This window comes from Thioalkalivibrio sp. ALJ2 (assembly GCF_000378325.1).
GTDB lineage: Bacteria > Pseudomonadota > Gammaproteobacteria > Ectothiorhodospirales > Ectothiorhodospiraceae > Thioalkalivibrio.
Genome location: NZ_KB899555.1, coordinates 407,983 through 425,729, shown reverse-complemented (window position 1 = coordinate 425,729; position 17,747 = coordinate 407,983). Strand labels below are relative to the sequence as shown.

Genomic DNA, 17,747 nt, shown 5'->3' with positions numbered 1-17,747 from the left:
GAAGGCCGCGCGTGCCCAAGATGTCCGAAGACCTAGCCTCCATCCATAAGCACAATCGCCGGGACAGCTGTTGCCTTGACCTTCACCCCCGTTGTCGTCGCGCCGAGTGGAGAGGGTTTTCGCGGGAAGAGAGGCGCTGACTGTCTGAGCGGAGCGTAGCGCAGCGAGTTTCAGCGCCGCCCGCGAAAACCCTCGGAGCGAGGGAAACCCCGGCCCGCACAGCGGGCCGGGGTCGCGGCAGTCGGGCGTGTTTCTTGGGTACTTCTTTGCACGAGCAAAGAAGTACCTCGCGGCGCGCTCGCGAGTGAGCGCACGGCAGTATGCGGACCGAAGGCACATAAACACCGGACGCCGAACCAGGGCCAGCCTTGAAGCGCCGCCGGCTAGCGGGACTCGTCGTCGGATTCGGGGGCGGGCTCGAGGCGGAGCTGGCCATTGGCGTCGTCCTCGGGCGGTGCCAGGGTGAAGCCCGCGTCGGAGGCGACGTCCGCCAGGTCGCGGATCGCGTCCAGCGGCGGCAGCTCCTCCAGCCGCTTCAGGCCCAGGTCGTCGAGGAACGTCCGCGTCGTCGCATACAGCGCAGGCCGACCGGGCACCTCCTTGTGCCCTACCACGCGTACCCATTCGCGCTCCTGCAGGGTACGCATGATGCCGGAGCTGACTGCCACGCCGCGTACCGCCTCGATCTCGGCGCGCGTCACCGGCTGGCGATAGGCAATGATCGCGAGCGTCTCCAGCAGCGCGCGGGACAGCCGCGCGGGGCGTTCGGGCTGCGCCGCCTGGACCGTGGCCGAGAAGCGGGCCCGCACCCGGAAGCGGTAGCCGCCAGCGGTGCGCACCAGCTCGATGGCGCGATCCGAATAGCGCTCCTGCAGCCGGCCAATCGCCTGGTCCAGGGTCGGCTGATCGATCTCGCCAAGGTCCTCGCAGGCGGCCTTCAGGTCGCGCGGCGCGACCGGCTCGGCGGCGGCAAAGAGGACCGCCTCGATCGCGAGTTCGATGGCACCGAGCGTGTCGGTGTCGATCTCGGTGGCGGCTTGCGGGGCCTCAGGGCTGGTGACGTCGTTCATGCATCCTCCGGGTCCGGCCGGCCACCCCGACGGCGCAGGCGAATCGGGCTGTAGGGTTCGCTCTGGCCCCACTCCACCAGGCCGGACTTGGTCAGCTCCAGCACGGCGAGAAACGAAACCACCACGCCCTGGCGCCCTTCAGAGGCGAGCAGGAGCGTGACGAAGTCGGTAAAGCGCTCCGGGTGCAGGACCTCGAGGATACTGCTCATGCGCTCGCGCACCGACAACTGCTCGGTGGAGATGTGATGGTGTGCGGAGAGGCTGGCCCGATGCATCACGGCGGCCAGGGCCTCCATCAACTCGTCCATCGTGGGGGCCGGGGGTGGCGGCCCCTCCAGTGCCTCGACGCTGGCAGCGGCGGCGTACACGTCGCGGTCCATGCGCGGGATCTCGTCCAGCCGTTCGGCCGCGGTCTTGAACTGTTCGTATTCCTGCAGCTGCCGGATCAGCGCCATGCGCGGATCCGTGTCCTCGTCCGCGTCAGCCTGCACCGGGCGCGGGAGCAGCATGCGCGACTTGATCTCGGCAAGCAGCGCCGCCATCACCAGATACTCGCCGGCCAGCTCCAGGCGCAGCGCGCGCATGACCTCGATATACGCCATGTACTGACGGGTGATCTCGGCGATCGGGATGGCGAGGATGTCGAGGTTCTGCCGGCGGATCAGGTACAGCAACAGGTCCAACGGGCCCTCGAACGATTCGAGGAAGACCTCCAGTGCATCCGGGGGGATATACAGATCGGCCGGCAGCTCGGCCACCGGCTCGCCATGCACGCGATAGACAAACTCGCCTTCCGCTCCGGTCTCGACCGTCGCGGAGTTCTCCAGGTCCGTCAGCTCATCGCGCGGGTCCATGGCTCATCTCGGTGGGAGCTTCCCGAATGGGGTCATCGCAGGTAATCCAGGCCCATCACGCGGCGTACCTCTTCCAGGGTCTCGCGCGCCTCTTCGCGCGCGGCCTCGGAGCCCTCGACGATGATCGAGCGCACCAGGGCCGGGTCCTCGGCATACTCCTTGGCGCGCTGCTGGATCGGCTCCAGTTCCGCCTGCACCTCTTCGATCAGCGGGCGCTTGCAGTCGATGCAGCCGATCCCGGCCGAGGTGCAGCCCTCGTGCAGCTCGGCACGGCTGGCCTCGTCGGTATAGACCAGGTGCAGGTCCCAGACCGGACACTTCTCCGGCGTGCCGGGATCAGTACGGCGCACGCGCGCCGGGTCGGTCGGCATGGTGCGGATCAGTTTTTCCACCTCGGCCGGCTCGGTGCGCAGGCTGATGGTGTTGCCATAGCTCTTGGACATCTTGCGCCCGTCCAGCCCCGGCATCTTCGCAGTGGGCGTGAGCTTGGCCTGGGGCTCCGGCAGGATGATCTTGCCACCACCTTCAAGGTAGCCGAACAGGCGTTCACGATCCCCCAGCGAGATGTTCTGCTGCGACTCGAGCATGGCCCGGGCCACTTCCAGCGCCTCGTCCTCGCCGTGCTCCTGGAAACGCTTGCGCAGGTCGCGGTAACGCTTGGCGGCCTTTTTGCCCATCTTGTCGACCGCGGCCTCGGCCTTCTCCGCAAACCCCGGCTCGCGGCCATAGAGATGGTTGAAGCGGCGCGCGATCTCGCGCGTGACTTCCAGATGCGATACCTGATCCTCGCCAACCGGGACCATGCCGGCGCGGTAGGCGAGCACATCCGCGCTCTGCAGCACGGGGTACCCCAGAAAGCCGTAGGTCGCCAGATCCTTCTCGCGCAGCTGTTCCTGCTGGTCCTTGTACGTGGGCACGCGCTCCAGCCAGCCGAGCGGGGTAATCATCGACAGCAGCAGGTGCAGCTCCGCATGCTCCGGCACGCGCGACTGCACGAACAGCGTGGCGGAGCCGGGACTCACCCCGGCCGCCAGCCAGTCGATCACCATCTCGGTGACATGCTGTTGCAGATCACCCGGGTCTTCGTAGTGCGTGGTCAGCGCGTGCCAGTCGGCGACGAAGAAGAAGCACTCGTAGTTGTGCTGCAGCTCGATCCAGTTTTTCAGGACGCCGTGATAATGGCCCAGATGCAGGTGCCCGGTCGGGCGCATGCCCGAGATCACGCGCTGGTTCGTTCCCTGGTTGCTGGTCACGAGTGGTTCCTTCTCCGTTATTCGTGGGGTTCGTTGGGCACGATTCAGAACATACCGCCCGACAAGGCAAACAGCATGCCCAACAGGGCCGCCGTACGATCGCGTTCGTTCACGTACACCCGACCGTCTTCCATATTCAGGTGCCCGCGCCAGAGCTCGGCATCGGCGTCGCGCTGCAGCCAGCCCTGCGCCGCCAGGGCATGGAGACGCTCGTCCAGCTCCGCGTCGGGATAGGCCGCGTCGAACTCGCGGACCCATTCCAGCCCGAGCCGCAGCTCGCTGTCCAGTACCAGGGTCTCCAGTGGCCGGGTGCGGAAGCCGCGCGCATCACCGCGCAGGCCCAGTTCGGTCTCCAGGGCCACCTGATGCGCGGGGGATTTGTTGAACGAGGCCTTCAGCTCGACCGCCGGCCGATGCTCGATCATGCGTTCGATCGCATCGGTGATCACCGACCCGCCGAGCGCCAGACGCTGCCCGCGTTCGAGGTCACGCTCCTGCAACACCTCCAGGTCCTGGATCATCTGCAGCAGTGCCGGGCGATCCCAGCGCAGCATCGCAAACTGGAGATCGACAGTCTCGAGTTCCAGCACGTCGGCGTCCGCCTCGCGCAGACGGACCTCGTCGATCTCCAGGCGCAGACGGCTGTCCAGGCGATCGTTATTGGTCTTCTGGAAGGCATTCACCCGCGGCCGGGTCAGCTCCATCTCGCCCTGCTCGTCGCGAAAGCGCAGCTGCGCGGCCGCCAGGCCGCCCTCGTAATCGGGCAGGCGGCCGTAGATACCATCCTCGTCTGGTTCGAACACGGTCGCAAAACGGCCCTGCTCCACTCGCAGGTCCGCCTCGTCGTCATGCAGACGCAGTGCGGGCAGGTCCAGGCTCAGCAGCAGCTGCTCCGCCGACCAGGCAAAGCGCCCCTGGCCCGCATCCAGCTCGAGCCACAACGGCCCTTCGCCATCAACACGGTCGGCCACATCCGGCACCTCCATCAGGTCCAGCGTCAGGGGCTCGAACTGCACGCGCGTGGTCAGACGACCCCCCATGCCGGCGTGCGTCTGCACGACCAGATCGAGCTCGTGCAGCAAATGGGCCGCGAGCGAGCCCTCCGGGGCCTCGAGGGCACCCAGGTCCACGTTCGATTCGCCGCGGGCGCCGAGCACGCCGTGGCGTACCCGATGTTCCAGCGGAATGACCAGTTCGGTCTCGCCGTCGTCGAGCGTCAGCTCGCTGCGAGCGGTCGCGGTGCGATAGCTGCGCCGGTATTCGACCATCTCGTGGCGCAGATCCACCTCGCCGATGCGTGCCTGCTGGGACTCGGTCACGTTGCGCTCGACCTGCCCACCGACAAACACCGGCCAGGCGGCGACCACGATCAGCAACACCAGTAGCAGCACGATCCATTTACGCATCACGCATCTCCCCGGGCCTCCATGCCCCTGCTATTCCTCAAGAAACGCCACGTCGCCGACACCGTGACGGATGATCTCCGGTACGTCACCGGTCAGGTCGATCACGCTCGTCGGCTCCAGGGTGCCGGCCCCGCCATCGACGACTTCGTCCACGACCTTTGACAGCCGCTCGTCGATCACCCAGGGCTCGCTCAGCGGCAGATCCTCGCCCGGCAGTTGCAGCGTCGCGGTCATCAGCGGCGATCCCAGTTCCTCCAGCAGCGCCGAGACGATGCGGCTGTCCGGAACGCGCAGGCCAATGGTGCGCCGCTTGGGGTGCTGCAGGCGGCGCGGCACCTCGCGCGTGGCCGGCAGGATGAAGGTATAGGGCCCGGGCGTCAGGCCTTTCATCAGGCGAAAGGCCGTGTTGTCGACCTTGGCATAGACGCCAAGCTCCGAGAGATCCCGGCACAGCAGCGTGAGGTGATGGGTCTCGTCGACCTGGCGAATGCGGCGGATACGGTCGGCGCCGGCCTTGTCGCCCGGCAAACAGGCCAGGGCATAGCAGGCATCGGTCGGGATCGCGATCACGGCGCCCTCGTGCAGCCGATCCAGGACCTGCCGGACCAACCGGGGCTGCGGGTTTTCGGGGTGTATCGCGATCATGAAGTCGGGCCACTGATGACAAGGCGCGCAGTGTAGCGCATGGTGGGCGCCGCTTATAAGGCGGTCTGGCTGCGTTAGAATTTACGTCCCAACCCACGGAGACGCCGATCAATGCTCTACATGATCCAGGGCCAGGACGCGCCCGACTCGCTGGATGCCCGCCTCGCCGCGCGGCCGGAACACGTCGCCCGCCTGCAGGCGCTGCACGACGCCGGTCGCCTGGTCCTGGCCGGTCCGCTGCCGGCGATTGACAGCAACGACCCGGGCCCCGCCGGGTTCACCGGCAGCCTGATCGTGGCCGAGTTTCCGTCGCTGGAGGCCGCCCACGACTGGGCCAACGCCGACCCCTATGTCGCCGCGGGGGTCTATACCTCGGTGGACGTTCGTCCTTTCAAGCAGGTGTTTTGATCATGCGTACCCGTCCCGCCGCGCTCGTTGCCACTCTCGCCCTCGCGGGCCTTCTGGCCGCCTGCGGGAATGGCGACGAGGGTCTGCCGCTGCCCGACGAAGAGGCTAGCGAGCTCGACACGGTCATCACCGATACCGATGACGAGGACACGGTCGCCATCGTTAACGATCGCGCGATCACCCGCGCCGACCTGTTCACCTATGCCGGCATGGACGAGGATCCGGGGTTGGCCACGCAGGGCGAAGGCGTGCTGGACGAGGTCATCAGCCTGGAGCTGCTACGCCAGGAGGCGTTGAAGCGCGGGCTGGGCGACGACCCCGAGATCCAGCGCATCCTGAAGATGGTCGAGACCAATCTGCTGGCTTCGATGCTGATGGAGCGCATCGCCGAGGAGCTCGAGATCAGCGAAGAGGACGTGGAAGCGGAATACGAGCGCCAGGTCGAATACCTGCGCGGCACGGAGTACCGCGCGCGTCACATCCTGGTCGAGGACGAAGACAGCGCGCGCGAGCTGCTGGCACAACTGGACGACGGGGCCGATTTTGCGGAGCTGGCCGAGGAGCACTCCATCGACCCGGGATCCGCCGCCCGGGGCGGGGACCTGGGCTGGTTCACGCCCGATGGCATGGTGCCGGAATTCGCCGCCGCCACCGAGGCCCTGGAACCCGGCGAGACCACCGACGCGCCCGTGCAGTCCCAGTTTGGCTGGCACCTGATCCGTCTGGACGACACCCGCGAGGTGGAAGTCCCGCCGCTGGACGAGGTGCGCGCCGAGATCATCGAGATCCTGGAAAGCCGCGCCATTCAGGAAAAGCTGGAGGCCCTGCGCGCCGAGGCGACGATCGAGATCCCGAACCGGCCGGAGAACTGATTCGGCCCGTTCGGGCGGGCGCGTCAGTGCCCGTGACCGCCGTGCCCGTGACCCGCGTCATCGTGTTCCATGTGATCGTGCCCGGCACCCTCCTCGGCCTCGCCGCGGCGGACCTGCATGTGCAGATCCATGGTCTCGCCGTCCTCGAAGGTCACACGTACGGCGACCCAGTCACCGGCCGTCAGCGGCTCGTGCAGACCGATGAACATCAGGTGCAGGCCGCCCGGCTCCAGCACCAGGGCCTCGCCCGCGGGCAGATCCAGGTGTTCGACCTCGCGCATGCGCATCACGCCATCCTCGTGGGTGTGCTCGTGCAATTCGGTAGTCTCGGCGATCGGCGACTCGGCGGCCACGATGCGGCGATCGGACCCGCCGGTATTGCGCAGCTCCAGGTAGCCGGCGGTGGTATCCCCCGGTACCAGGCGCACCCATGGCGTGCCTTCCATCTCCAGCCCTTCCAGGCATTCGCACGCCTCCGGGGCCTCCTCGGCCATCGTGGTACCACCGCCCACACCGAGGCCAAGGACCAGGGCGACGGCCCCGAGATTTCGTAATACGCCGAGTTTCATCATCGCGCTCTCCAGATTTGTGGCTGGCCGCATACTAACCCAGCGAGGATCATCGAGGAGGCGGGGTCGCGCAAACAGACAATTCGCTTAGAATAACGCGCCGGGAAGGAACCCTCCGACCCTTTAGTGCCTCCAACCGACCGGCCCTGCCCCATCCGACCGAGAACACCATGCCGCGCCTTCTTCGACGTGCCCTGCCCCCCTTGCTGATCCTCGCCGCTGCGATCGTGGGCTTCCTCGTATTGCGTGCGACGGGCCCCGAGGCGCCTGCGCCGGAGGCCACCGAGCGGACCTGGCCGGTGCAGGGGCTGGTGGCCGAGTTGGGCCAACACCACCCAGGCATCCTGCTGAACGGGCGCAGCGCGTCGGCCCAGACGGCCACCCTGCGCGCAGCCGTGGAGGGCGAGATCGAAGCCGTCCCAGCCCGGATCGGGGCGCGCATGGAGGCTGGCGAAACCCTGTTGCGCATCGACCCGCGCGAGGCGGAACTGCTGCTCGTCCAGCGCACGGCCGAACGCCGTGAGCTCGAGGGCGCAAAAGAGAGCGAGGAGATCCGCGCCCGCTTCGATCGCGAGGCCCTGGTGCGCGAACGCGAACTCCTGGAGATCGCCGAGCGTGGGCTGCGCCGGGCGCAGAACCTGCGCGAACGCGATCTCGGCTCCGAGACCGACGTGGACACAGCCCGGGAGGCCCTGGAACAGGCCAGCCTGACGTTGGACAACCGCGAGCAGGCGATGGCCGATGCCCCGATGCGCATGGCCCAGGCAGAGGCCCGCCTGGAGCGCGCGCGGGCTGCCGAGGATCAGGCGCACATCGATCTCGAGCGCACCACGATCACCGCACCCTTCGATGCCCGGATAGTCGAAGTCGAGGTGGCCGTCGGCGAGCGTGCACGCCCGGGCGACCCGCTGGTGCGCCTGTTCGCGCTCGACGACCTGGAGATTCGCGCCAGCATCCCGGCCTACATCCTCCCGCGCATCGAGGAACTGCTGGACGCGGGCGAGGAGCTGACTGCCCATGCCCGGGTGGGCGGGCGCACGGTGCGCACGGAACTGGCACGCCTGGAAGGCGAGACGCGCGCGGGCGAAGCCGGGACGCGCGGCGTCTTCGAGGTACGCGAGGGTCATTCGGCGCTGAACCTAAACCGCTTCGTCGAGCTGACGCTGCGGCTGCCGGCCGAGGCCGACAGCGTGGCCGTGCCCTACGAGGCCCTGTATGGCCGAGACCAGGTCTTCCGCGTCGTCGATGGCCGCATGCAGTCGTTGCGGATCGAGCGCCTCGGCGAGTTCGTGACCGACGCCGGGGACGTCCGGGCGCTAATCCGTCACCCGGATCTGGAGACGGGCGACATCCTGGTCGCCACCCGCCTGCCAAATGCCGTGGACGGGCTGAAGGTCGAGGTCGAGGAGCCCGGCGAACGCCCGGACCGCGATGCCGCGATCCCGCGCGCCTCCGACAGCAACGGGGAACAGGACCCGAACGATGACTGATGCCGATCCCGGCCAGCGCGCCGGCGACGGCCCGAACGAGCGCCCGATGCCCGGCGGGGGATCGCGCGACAACGGCCAGCCACCGCGTGGTCCGATTCAGCTGTTCCTGGAACACCGCCTGGCCGCGAATCTGCTGATTGCGCTGATGCTGCTGGCCGGGGCGTTCGCACTGACCAAGCTGAACACCCAGTTCTTCCCGAACTTCGAACTGGACTTCATGGTCGTGGAAGTGGTCTGGAGCGGCGCCAGCGCGGAGGACGTGGAACAGGCGATCATCGATCCCCTGGAGCAGGACCTGCGCACCGTGGACGGCCTGCGCAACATGACCTCGACCTCTGCGCTGGGCGTTGGCGTGGTCACGCTGGAGTTCGAGGCGGGCACCGACATGACGCGGGCCGCCGAGCAGGTCAACGACCGCGTCGACCAGCAGCGCAATCTGCCGGAAGACGCGGAAACCCCGGTGGTCAAACGGATCATCCGCTACGAGCCCGTGGCGCGGCTGCTGATCACCGGCCCGGAAGACCCGCAGCAGCTGCGCCGGCTGGCCCGGCAGTTCGAACGTGAACTGCTGGATGCCGGGATCGCCCAGATCGAGTTCACCGGGCTGACTGAAGACGAGATGGCCATCCAGGTGCCGGCGCGCGAGCTCTATCGACTGGACATGACGCTGGACCAGATCGGTGCGCAGATCCGCGAGATGGCGCAGGACTTCCCCGCCGGCTCGGTCGGGCGCGACGATACCGCGCGCCAGATTCGCAGCCTGGAGCAGGCCCGCGATGTTGTCGGCTTCGAGCGGCTGATCCTGCGCGGCGACACCGATCTGGGGCGGATCAGGCTGGGCGATATCGCCGACATCGAACTGCGACCGCGCGATGGCGAGGTACGCACCCGCGCCAACGGCAAGCCCGCTATCGAGATGCAGCTGCTGCGCTCGGAGACGGGTGACTCGCTGGAGGCCGCGCGCGTCCTCGAAGACTGGCTGGAGGAGACCAAACCCGCCCTGCCCCCGGGCGTGGATCTCCAGGTGATGGATGCCTTCTGGGAACTGCTGGCCGAGCGCATCAACCTGCTGCTGAAAAACGGCCTCGGCGGCCTGATGCTGGTGCTGGGGATTCTGTTTTTGTTCCTCAACCGGCATGTCGCGCTACGCGTGGCGCTGGGCATCCCCATCGCGTTCACCGCCGCGTTTGTCGTGCTGTGGCTGGTGGGCGGCTCGATCAACATGATCTCGCTGTTCGGCTTCATCATGTCGCTGGGGATCATCGTCGACAACGCGATCGTGGTCTCGGAGCATGCCTACAGCCTGCACCAGCGCGGGCTGGACGCGGGCCGGGCCGCGCGCGACGGCGCCCGGCGCATGGTCGGTCCGGTGATCGCAGCCTCGCTGACCACGGTCGCCGCTTTCATGCCGCTGATGCTGATCGGCGGGGTGATCGGAAACATCCTGTTCGACATCCCGCTGGTGGTGATCTGCGTGATCGTGGCAACCCTGCTGATTGCGTTCCTGATCCTGCCGGCCCACCTGAAGGGTGTGATGCATCGGCTCAAGGAGCCCGCCCCGAACAGCCTGCGGGCGCGCTTCGACGCCGGCTTCGAACGGCTGCGAAATGGCCCGTTCCGCCGCGCTGTTACGCACTCGGTGGACCACGCGGGCGCCACCCTGGCACTGGCCGTGGGCGCGCTGATCCTGGCCATTGGTCTGGCCGCCAGTGGCCGCATCGGCTTCACCTTCTTCCCCTCGCCCGAGGGCACCATCGTCAACGCCGGGGTGAACTTCGTCGCCGGCACCCCGCCGGAGCGGGTGGAGTCGTTCCTGATCCACGCCGAGAGCGCTCTTGAGGAGACCGAGGAGGCATTGGGCGGCAACCTCGTGCGCACCTCCGTGACCCGCCTCGGCAAGGGGATCGACCCGGGCGATGGCAATGCGCCCAAGGGGGAGCAGTTCGGCAACATCCAGGTGGAACTGGTCTCGCCGGAAGAACGGACCGTGCGCAATCGCGAGTTCATCCGCGAATGGGAGGACCGCATCCGCCAGGCCCCTGGAATCGAGAACTTCTCCATCGACGAGCGCCAGACCGGTCCGCCCGGGCGTGACCTCGATATCCGCCTGACCGGGGACGACCCGCATGTACTGAAGGAGGCGGCGCTGGAACTGGCCGACATGCTGGACGACTTCCCCGGGACCTTCGCCACCAGCGACGACACCCCGTTCGGGCGCGAGCAGTTCGTATTTCAGCTGAAGCCCGAGGGCCGCGCGGTCGGGCTGACGACCGAATCGGTCGGGTTGCAGCTGCGCAACGCCTTTGATGGCTACCTCGCCCAGCTCTATCAGGACGGGCTGGAGGAAGTGGAGGTTCGCGTACGACTGCCGGATGGCGAGCGCCACCGCAGCGAGAGTCTGGAGCGGCTGAACCTGCGCCTGCCGGACGGGGCCTTCGTGCCACTGGACGACGTCGTGGAACTGCGTTCACGCCAGGGGTTCGAGACCCTGCGCCACGCCGATACGCGGCTGGCCATTCAGGTCTCGACCGAGGTGGATCGGGCGGTGAACAACGCCGCCCGTATCCGGGCGGCACTCGAGGACGGGCCGCTGGACGAGCTGGCTGTCCGCTATGGCGTCGAGTACTCCTTCGAAGGGCGCGCGGCCGACCAGGAAGAGACCTTTGCCGACATGCGGATGGGCCTGCTGCTGGCGCTGGGGCTGATGTACATCGTGCTGGCCTGGGTGTTCGCCTCCTGGGGCTGGCCGCTGATCGTGATGGCAATCATCCCGTTCGGGATTCTCGGCGCACTGTTCGGGCACTGGGTGATGGGTGTGGAGCTCACCATCCTGTCACTGTTCGGCCTGTTCGGACTGACCGGGATCGTGGTCAACAACTCGATCATCCTGGTCAGCTTCTACCAGGGGCTGCGGGAGACCGGACTCGCTCTGCGCGAGGCGATCGTAGAGGCCGCCTGTCAGCGCCTGCGTGCGGTCATCCTGACCTCGGTCACCACCATCGCCGGGCTTACACCCCTGCTGTTCGAGCGCTCGGTGCAGGCCCAGTTCCTGATCCCGATGGCGATCTCGATCGTGTTCGGACTGGCCTTCGCGACCCTGCTGGTGCTGTTCGTGATCCCCGCCCTGCTGCGCCTGTACGAGGGGCGCTTCGGACGCGCGGAGGCCACCGAGGCACGCGTTTCTTGATTCTCGCTCGCCAGCGAGTAAACTTCCGGCGCCACGAATTCCGTTTCACCGGGGCCTGGCCCCGGCAATCCAAACGTCCCAGGAGATAGGCATGGCTGGACATTTCCCGTTTGCTGGTAAGCGCGGCACGCGCTACGGCCTCGCCCCGCGCGGCACCATCGCCGCCTTTTTCGAAAACCACGGGTTCAACGAGGACCTGCAGGAGAAGTACTACAAGTGGTGGTACGACTGGGCCAAGGACTTCGTCGAGAAGGACGCCGATCTCTCCTACACCATGATCACCAAGTTCGACAGCTATCCGATGGGCACCCATGCCCACCACTCGTTCCATCTGAACGGCAAGTACTGGCCGAGCTGCCTGGACGAGCTGGGCTCGTTCATCCGCGACGTCATCTTCCCGAAGATGGACGAAAAGGCGATGCACGATCTCGAAGAGAAGCACGCCAAGATGATCAAGGACCTGGAGAAGGAAGCCGAGTCCAACCCGCGCGAAGCGGCCCCGGACGTCGGTCTGTTCCGCCACGTCTGATCGGCAGTCTTGCCGCAGCATCCGGCCCCGCCCTGCGGGGCCGGTTTGTTTAGGGAAACACTGATTAATGAACGCCGCGAAGCGTGAAGCCATCTTCGAACGCCTGAAGGCGGCGAACCCCGAGCCGACCACCGAGCTCGAATACAACACGCCCTTCGAACTTTTGATCGCAGTCATCCTGTCGGCCCAGGCCACGGATGTCGGCGTGAACAAGGCCACCCGCCGCCTCTACCCCGCCGCCAACACGCCCGAGGCGATCCTCGCGCTGGGGCTGGACGGGTTAAAGGAACACATCAAGACCATCGGCCTGTACAACGCCAAGGCCGAGAACGTGATCAAGACCTGCCGCATCCTGGTCGACCAGCACGGCGGCGAGGTTCCGCGCGACCGCAAGTCGCTGGAGGCCCTGCCGGGGGTGGGCCGCAAGACCGCGAACGTCGTCCTGAATACCGCCTTCGGCGTACCCACCATCGCGGTGGACACCCACATCTTCCGGGTCGCCAACCGCACCGGACTGGCGCCCGGCAAGAACGTGCTGGAGGTCGAGAAGCGGCTGATGCGGCTGACGCCAAAGCCCTATTTGCAGGACGCCCACCACTGGCTGATCCTGCACGGACGCTATGTCTGCAAGGCCCGCAAGCCCGAATGCTGGCGCTGTCAGATCGAGGACCTGTGCGAATACAAGGCGAAGACGCCGCCACCCATCGGCGCCTGACCACCCCCATACCTTCGAGGAACACCCCATGTACGGCAACCGCGACCAGATCCGCACCCAGTTCGTCGACGCCTGGCACAAGGCGCAGGCCGGCGAGACGCTGACCGACCTGGAACAGCAGCTGGTGGACGTGATCTCGGAACACCCCGAGTACCACGAATTCATCAAGGACCGCGAGACCGCGCTGACTGGCGAATTCCCGCCGGAGCTGGGCACCTCCAACCCGTTCCTGCACATGGCGATGCACCTGAGCCTGCGCGACCAGGCCCGCACCGACCGCCCAGAGGGTATCCACGCCCTGCACCAGGGCCTGTGCGCCCGCTTCGGGGTGATGGACGCCGAGCACCGGATGATGGAGTGCCTGGGCCAGGCCCTGTGGGAGGCGCAGCGCAACAACGCGGCGCCGGACCAGAACGCCTACATGGAGTGCCTGCGCCAGCTCGCCGGGCGCTGACTCAGGCGCGCTGCGGTTCCGGCGCGGGCTGGCGATCCAGTCCCAGCCGGTCCAGCAGCACCAGCATCGCGGGGGTGAACAGCAACGTCAGCGGCGTGGCAATGAACAGCCCCCCGGCGATCGCGGTCGCGAGCTGCACCCAGAAGCCGGTCACCGGCGCCCCGACGTAGAAATCCCTGCCGGCGAAGTCCACGGTCCAGGCCAGCACCATCGGCATCAGGCCGAGGATGGTGGTGATCGCGGTCAGCAGCACCGGCCGCATGCGCTGGGCCGCCGCGCGCAGGGCCGCCTCCAGGGCATCCAGCCCGCGTCGACGTTGCTCGTTGTAGGTGTCGATCAGCACGATGTTGTTGTTCACCACGATCCCGGCCAGCGCCAGCACCCCGATCCCGCTCATCACGATGCCGAATGGCTCGCCGCGCAGGAGCAGGGCCAGCAGCACCCCGGCGGTGGAGAACACGATCGCCGACATCACCAGCAGCGCCTGCGAGAAGCGGTTGAACTGGGTAACCATCATCGCGAGCATCAGGAACAGCGACAGCGCGAAGGCCGCGAGCAGGAAGCGCGCCGCCTCGGCCTGCTCCTCGGCCTGGCCGCGAAACCGCAGCTGCACCTCCGGGTCCAGGTCCATGCCGGCGATGCGCGCCTCCAGCGCGCGCTGGCGCTCGTCTACCAGGTAGCCGCTGGCCGCATCCGCCTCCAGGGTGTAGGCGCGATCGCCGTCGCGCCGCTTGATCAGACCGGTGGCCGGAACCGGCACCAGTTCCGCGAAATGCGCCAGCGGCACCAGCCCGGTCGCGCCCGGCAGGTTCAGGGTGGCCAGCTGCTGCAGGTGGCGCTGCTCCGCCGGCAGGCGCAGGCGGATATCCACCTCCTCGTCGCTGTAGTCCGGGCGGTAACTGCCGAGCTGGATGCCGCGAGTCAGCAGCTGCACACCCTCGCCCAGCAGCGGCACATCCACGCCAAAGCGCGCCGCCTGCGTGCGGTCGAAGCGCACCTCCAGTTCCACCCCGGGCAGCGGCAGATCGTCGGTCACATCCTCGAAGCCGCCCAGCTCGTCCATCGCCGTCCGGATCTCGCGGATCACCGGCGCAATGCGGTCGGCCTGGCGACTGGAGGCCTCGACCACGATCGGCCGGCCCTCGCGCGGCCCGCGTTCCTGGGCACGAAACTGCAGGCGGATGCCTGGCAGGTCGGCGGTACGCTCGCGCAGCTCCTCGATGATCGCGGCCGCCGGCGGGCGCTCGCGCCAGGAGACCAGTTCCAGCTGGATCAGCCCGATGACATCCTCGGGGTAATCGCCCTGCAACCGCCCGAGCTGGGTACCGATGGTCCGCGCATAGACATGCTGGATCTGCGGCACCCCCTGCAGGCGCCCCTCCACCTGGCGCACCAGGGCGTCCGCCTCCCACACCGACAGGTCGCCGCGCGCCTGTACCTGCACCTGCACGAAGTCCGGTTCCACCTGCGGGAAGAACTCCACCCCGCGCCCCTGCTGGGCATACAGCGCATAAGCGGCGGCGACCAGCGCCAGCGTGCCCGCGAGCGTCCAGACGGGGCGGCGCACCAGCGGCTGCAGCAGGCGGATATAGGCGCGGGTCAGACCCTGCAGTTCGTCATAGCGGCCCTCCTCGGCCGCGCGCACGTAGCGGCTCTGGGCCGCGTTGATCGGCCGGTTCTGGCCAATCACCGACCCCAGCGCCGGGATGAACACCAGTGCCATCGCCAGCGAGGCGATCAGGGTCACGATCACCGTAGCCGGCAGGTAGACGATGAACTCGCCGACCATGCCGGGCCACAGCAGCATCGGCGCGAACACCGCCAGCGTGGTCCCGATCGCGGTGGTGATCGGCCAGGACATGCGCTGGGCCGCGGCGCGGAAGGCCTCCCGCCGGGGCATGCCCTCGGCCACATAGCGGTCAGCCAGCTCCACCACCACGACCGCACCGTCCACCAGCATGCCGACCACCAGGATCAGCCCGAACAGCACCACCACATTGAGCGTGAAGCCCATCAGATAGATCGCCAGGATGCCACCGAGGAAGGCCCCGGGGATCGCCACCCCCACCAGCAGCGCCGCGCGCGCCCCCATCATCGCCAGGATCACCAGCGCCACGATCAGCACCGCAGCGATCACGCTGTTCTCGAGATCGCCCAGCAAGTCGTCGACATCGCGCGCCATGTCCTGCAGGTAGGTGACCTCGACCGTCTCCGGCCAGTCGGCACGCGCCGCCTCGATGGTCGCGCGCGCAGCCGCCACCACCTCCAGGATGTTGGCCTCCGAGGCCTTGCGGATCTCCAGCGACACCGAGGGCTGGCCGTCGATGCGGGTGAAGCCTTCCGGGTCCAGATAGCTCTGGCGGACCTCGGCGACATCGCGCACCCGCACCACCGCGTCGCCCTCCACCCGGATCGCAGTATCCAGCACGTCGTCGACATCGTCGATGGTGCCCGGCACCCGCAGCGGGATGCGCCCGGCCCCGGTGTCCAGCGCCCCGGCCGCGACCAGACGGTTATTGCGTTCGATCGCCCGGGTCAGCTCGTCGAACGACAGCTCGAAGGTCTCCAGCACCAGCGGATCGACCAGCACCTCCATCTGCTCCTCGCGATCGCCGCCGACATCCGCCTCCAGCACCCCGGGGATCGCCTCCACGCGGTCGCGCAGGTCGCGCGCCAGACGCACCAGCGTGCGTTCGTCCAGCGGCCCGGACAGGTTCAGCGTGAGCACCGGGAACAGCGACAGGTCGACCTCGGAGACGCTCGGGTCCTCGGCCCCGGCGGGCAGTTCCGGGCGCACCTGGTCGACCTCCTCGCGCAGGTCCGACAGGGCCCGGCGGTTGTCCCAGCCGGGCTCGAAGTCCAGCCGCACCAGGGCAAAGCCCTCGCCGGCCCAGGACTGCATCTCGTCCACCCCGGGCAGGGTCTGCAGTTCGCGCTCCAGCGGGCGCAGCATCAGGCGCTCGGCATCCTCCGGACTGACCCCCGGATACGGCACGGACACGAAGAAGATGGGGATGTCGATCTCGGGGGCCGCCTCCTTGGGCACCACCTGGTAGGCGGTCGCGCCCAGTACCAGGATCAGCAGCAGGAACAGCAGCACCGTCCGGGCGTGTTCTACCGCCCAGGCGATCAGGGCCTTCACGGCAGCGCCCCGCCCACCGGTTCCGGCCCGGCCGCGCCCGTCGATGCCTCGGTGGACCGGGGCCGCACGGTCTCGCCCGGGGTCACGAAGCCGTGGCCGATGGTGATCACCCGTGCGCGCTCCGGCAACCCGGTGACCCAGACGCCATCGGTGGCGGCGCGGATCACCTCGACTGCGTGGAAGACCACCCGGTCGTCGTCATCCACTGTCTTCACCCCGACCCGGCCGTTGTCGTCCAGTCCCATCCAGGCCGGCGAGAGCTTGTGCGCCGCGACCGTCTCGGTCGGGATCTCAACCCCGGCGCTGATCCCGGAGGGCAGCGCCTCGTCGGCATTCGGGACCTCGACCTCCACGCGGAAGGTCTGGGTGCCGACCTCGGCCACCCGCGAGACGAACCGGACCTCGCCCTCGGCGCGGCGCCCGTCCAGGAAGCGGATGCGCGCCGCCTGGCCCGGCTCCACGCGCCCGATCTGGTGCTGCGGCACATGCACCACCGCCATCAGCGGGTCGTTGTCCACGATCTCCGCCACCGGGTCGCCACGTGCCACGAAGTCGCCCCGCTCCGCCAGGCGCTGATTCACCACCCCGTCCACCGGGGCGATAATGCGCGTGTTGCGGATATCCAGCTCGATCGCCTCCAGCTCCGCCCGGGCGGCCTCGCGCTCGGCCTCGCGGGCCTCCAGCTGGGTGCGAGATACATGGCCCTGATCGTGCAGCCGCTGGGCGGCCTCGTATTCGCTCTCGGCCCCGCGCAGCCGCGCGATCGCCTGGCGCCGGCGCGCCTCGCGGTCGTCCATGCGCAGTCGCGCCAGGGGTACGTCGGCGGCCACGCGTGCCCCGCGGGCCACCTCCCACTCGGCCACCTGGCCGGCGGTCTCGGCGCGCACCATCACGCGCAAATCCGGCTCTACTCGCCCCTGCAGCACCAGCAGGCGCTCCACCGGGTCCGCCTCCAGCGTGGTCACGGCCACCGCCATCGGCTGCGGCTCGGCCGCCCGTGGCGCCTCGTCGGCCTCGCGCCCGAACATCCCGGAGGCGATCCAGACGATCACCAGCAGCAGGATGCCCAGCGCGAACAGCACGCGCGCCTGCCCGCGCAGGCGCTGCCACCAGGAATCAGCCATCGCCCCGTCTCCCCTGTGTGCCGGCTGTA

The 17,747-nt window shown here is 68.1% G+C and carries 15 protein-coding genes; 7 read left to right on the top strand and 8 right to left on the bottom strand.

Going from position 1 to position 17,747, the window contains the following annotated elements; all coding sequences use genetic code 11:
* Positions 1 to 383: 383 nt before the first annotated feature.
* From scpB to F468_RS0107250, 5 genes are read right to left on the bottom strand one after another with little or no spacing between them, the layout of a single operon-like run.
* On the bottom strand, positions 384 to 1,070 hold the full coding sequence (scpB, locus tag F468_RS0107270; protein WP_018994852.1) for an SMC-Scp complex subunit ScpB: 687 nt from the start codon (positions 1,068 to 1,070) through the stop codon (positions 384 to 386).
* Positions 1,067 to 1,924 carry a ScpA family protein gene (locus F468_RS0107265; RefSeq protein WP_018137766.1) on the bottom strand — a complete coding sequence of 286 codons (858 nt, stop codon included), beginning with the start codon at positions 1,922 to 1,924 and terminating at the stop codon, positions 1,067 to 1,069. The genes scpB and F468_RS0107265 overlap by 4 nt, the downstream gene beginning before the upstream one ends.
* A 32-nt stretch (positions 1,925 to 1,956) precedes the next feature.
* A complete protein-coding gene (locus F468_RS0107260; protein WP_018174099.1) occupies positions 1,957 to 3,177 on the bottom strand; it encodes a tryptophan--tRNA ligase in 1,221 nt (406 codons plus the stop codon).
* Positions 3,178 to 3,221: 44 nt separating this feature from the next.
* A complete protein-coding gene (locus F468_RS0107255) occupies positions 3,222 to 4,583 on the bottom strand; it encodes a DUF945 family protein (protein WP_018649341.1) in 1,362 nt (453 codons plus the stop codon).
* A 30-nt stretch (positions 4,584 to 4,613) separates the two neighbouring features.
* On the bottom strand, positions 4,614 to 5,228 hold the full coding sequence (locus tag F468_RS0107250) for an L-threonylcarbamoyladenylate synthase (protein WP_018174101.1): 615 nt from the start codon (positions 5,226 to 5,228) through the stop codon (positions 4,614 to 4,616).
* Positions 5,229 to 5,339: 111 nt separating this feature from the next.
* Between F468_RS0107250 and F468_RS0107245 the strand changes: the two genes are divergently transcribed.
* Positions 5,340 to 5,636 (top strand): YciI family protein, encoded by a 297-nt coding sequence (locus tag F468_RS0107245; protein WP_018174102.1) that lies wholly within the window; start codon positions 5,340 to 5,342, stop codon positions 5,634 to 5,636.
* A gap of 2 nt (positions 5,637 to 5,638) precedes the next feature.
* Positions 5,639 to 6,508 carry a peptidylprolyl isomerase gene (locus F468_RS0107240; RefSeq protein WP_012983097.1) on the top strand — a complete coding sequence of 290 codons (870 nt, stop codon included), beginning with the start codon at positions 5,639 to 5,641 and terminating at the stop codon, positions 6,506 to 6,508.
* 23 nt (positions 6,509 to 6,531) lie between these two features.
* On the opposite strand, the gene F468_RS0107235 is transcribed toward F468_RS0107240, so the two are convergent.
* Positions 6,532 to 7,080, bottom strand: a complete 549-nt coding sequence (locus F468_RS0107235; protein WP_012983098.1) for a copper chaperone PCu(A)C — start codon at positions 7,078 to 7,080, stop codon at positions 6,532 to 6,534.
* A 167-nt stretch (positions 7,081 to 7,247) separates the two neighbouring features.
* Here F468_RS0107235 and F468_RS0107230 point away from each other — a divergent pair, with 167 nt between their 5' ends.
* From F468_RS0107230 to F468_RS0107210, 5 genes are all read left to right on the top strand, one after another.
* Positions 7,248 to 8,567: an efflux RND transporter periplasmic adaptor subunit gene (locus F468_RS0107230; RefSeq protein WP_018994851.1), complete on the top strand. Its 1,320-nt coding sequence runs from the start codon at positions 7,248 to 7,250 to the stop codon at positions 8,565 to 8,567.
* Positions 8,560 to 11,754: an efflux RND transporter permease subunit gene (locus F468_RS0107225; RefSeq protein ID WP_018994850.1), complete on the top strand. Its 3,195-nt coding sequence runs from the start codon at positions 8,560 to 8,562 to the stop codon at positions 11,752 to 11,754. The genes F468_RS0107230 and F468_RS0107225 overlap by 8 nt, the downstream gene beginning before the upstream one ends.
* Positions 11,755 to 11,845: 91 nt before the next feature.
* Positions 11,846 to 12,283, top strand: coding sequence for a hypothetical protein (locus tag F468_RS0107220; protein ID WP_012983101.1), 438 nt, complete (start codon positions 11,846 to 11,848; stop codon positions 12,281 to 12,283).
* 67 nt (positions 12,284 to 12,350) lie between these two features.
* The gene (gene nth / locus F468_RS0107215) at positions 12,351 to 12,998 is read left to right on the top strand and encodes an endonuclease III (RefSeq protein ID WP_018994849.1); all 648 of its coding nucleotides are present in this window, start codon (positions 12,351 to 12,353) and stop codon (positions 12,996 to 12,998) included.
* A 28-nt stretch (positions 12,999 to 13,026) separates the two neighbouring features.
* A complete protein-coding gene (locus F468_RS0107210; protein WP_018137760.1) occupies positions 13,027 to 13,452 on the top strand; it encodes a DUF1841 family protein in 426 nt (141 codons plus the stop codon).
* A gap of 1 nt (position 13,453) precedes the next feature.
* On the opposite strand, the gene F468_RS0107205 is transcribed toward F468_RS0107210, so the two are convergent.
* Positions 13,454 to 16,594 carry an efflux RND transporter permease subunit gene (locus F468_RS0107205; protein ID WP_018994848.1) on the bottom strand — a complete coding sequence of 1,047 codons (3,141 nt, stop codon included), beginning with the start codon at positions 16,592 to 16,594 and terminating at the stop codon, positions 13,454 to 13,456.
* Positions 16,591 to 17,718 carry an efflux RND transporter periplasmic adaptor subunit gene (locus F468_RS0107200; protein ID WP_018994847.1) on the bottom strand — a complete coding sequence of 376 codons (1,128 nt, stop codon included), beginning with the start codon at positions 17,716 to 17,718 and terminating at the stop codon, positions 16,591 to 16,593. Before F468_RS0107200 ends, F468_RS0107205 begins: the two co-directional genes overlap by 4 nt.
* Positions 17,719 to 17,747: the final 29 nt, after the last annotated feature.

What these genes read in the sequence shown, in the direction of transcription:
- F468_RS0107230 (WP_018994851.1), top strand. Translation starts at nt 7,248, where the DNA reads ATGCCGCGCCTTCTTCGACGTGCCCTGCCCCCCTTGCTGATCCTCGCC.
- F468_RS0107240 (WP_012983097.1), top strand. Translation starts at nt 5,639, where the DNA reads ATGCGTACCCGTCCCGCCGCGCTCGTTGCCACTCTCGCCCTCGCGGGC.
- F468_RS0107235 (WP_012983098.1), bottom strand. Translation starts at nt 7,080, where the DNA reads ATGATGAAACTCGGCGTATTACGAAATCTCGGGGCCGTCGCCCTGGTC.
- scpB (WP_018994852.1), bottom strand. Translation starts at nt 1,070, where the DNA reads ATGAACGACGTCACCAGCCCTGAGGCCCCGCAAGCCGCCACCGAGATC.
- nth (WP_018994849.1), top strand. Translation starts at nt 12,351, where the DNA reads ATGAACGCCGCGAAGCGTGAAGCCATCTTCGAACGCCTGAAGGCGGCG.
- F468_RS0107220 (WP_012983101.1), top strand. Translation starts at nt 11,846, where the DNA reads ATGGCTGGACATTTCCCGTTTGCTGGTAAGCGCGGCACGCGCTACGGC.
- F468_RS0107255 (WP_018649341.1), bottom strand. Translation starts at nt 4,583, where the DNA reads ATGCGTAAATGGATCGTGCTGCTACTGGTGTTGCTGATCGTGGTCGCC.
- F468_RS0107250 (WP_018174101.1), bottom strand. Translation starts at nt 5,228, where the DNA reads ATGATCGCGATACACCCCGAAAACCCGCAGCCCCGGTTGGTCCGGCAG.
- F468_RS0107265 (WP_018137766.1), bottom strand. Translation starts at nt 1,924, where the DNA reads ATGGACCCGCGCGATGAGCTGACGGACCTGGAGAACTCCGCGACGGTC.
- F468_RS0107210 (WP_018137760.1), top strand. Translation starts at nt 13,027, where the DNA reads ATGTACGGCAACCGCGACCAGATCCGCACCCAGTTCGTCGACGCCTGG.
- F468_RS0107200 (WP_018994847.1), bottom strand. Translation starts at nt 17,718, where the DNA reads ATGGCTGATTCCTGGTGGCAGCGCCTGCGCGGGCAGGCGCGCGTGCTG.
- F468_RS0107225 (WP_018994850.1), top strand. Translation starts at nt 8,560, where the DNA reads ATGACTGATGCCGATCCCGGCCAGCGCGCCGGCGACGGCCCGAACGAG.
- F468_RS0107245 (WP_018174102.1), top strand. Translation starts at nt 5,340, where the DNA reads ATGCTCTACATGATCCAGGGCCAGGACGCGCCCGACTCGCTGGATGCC.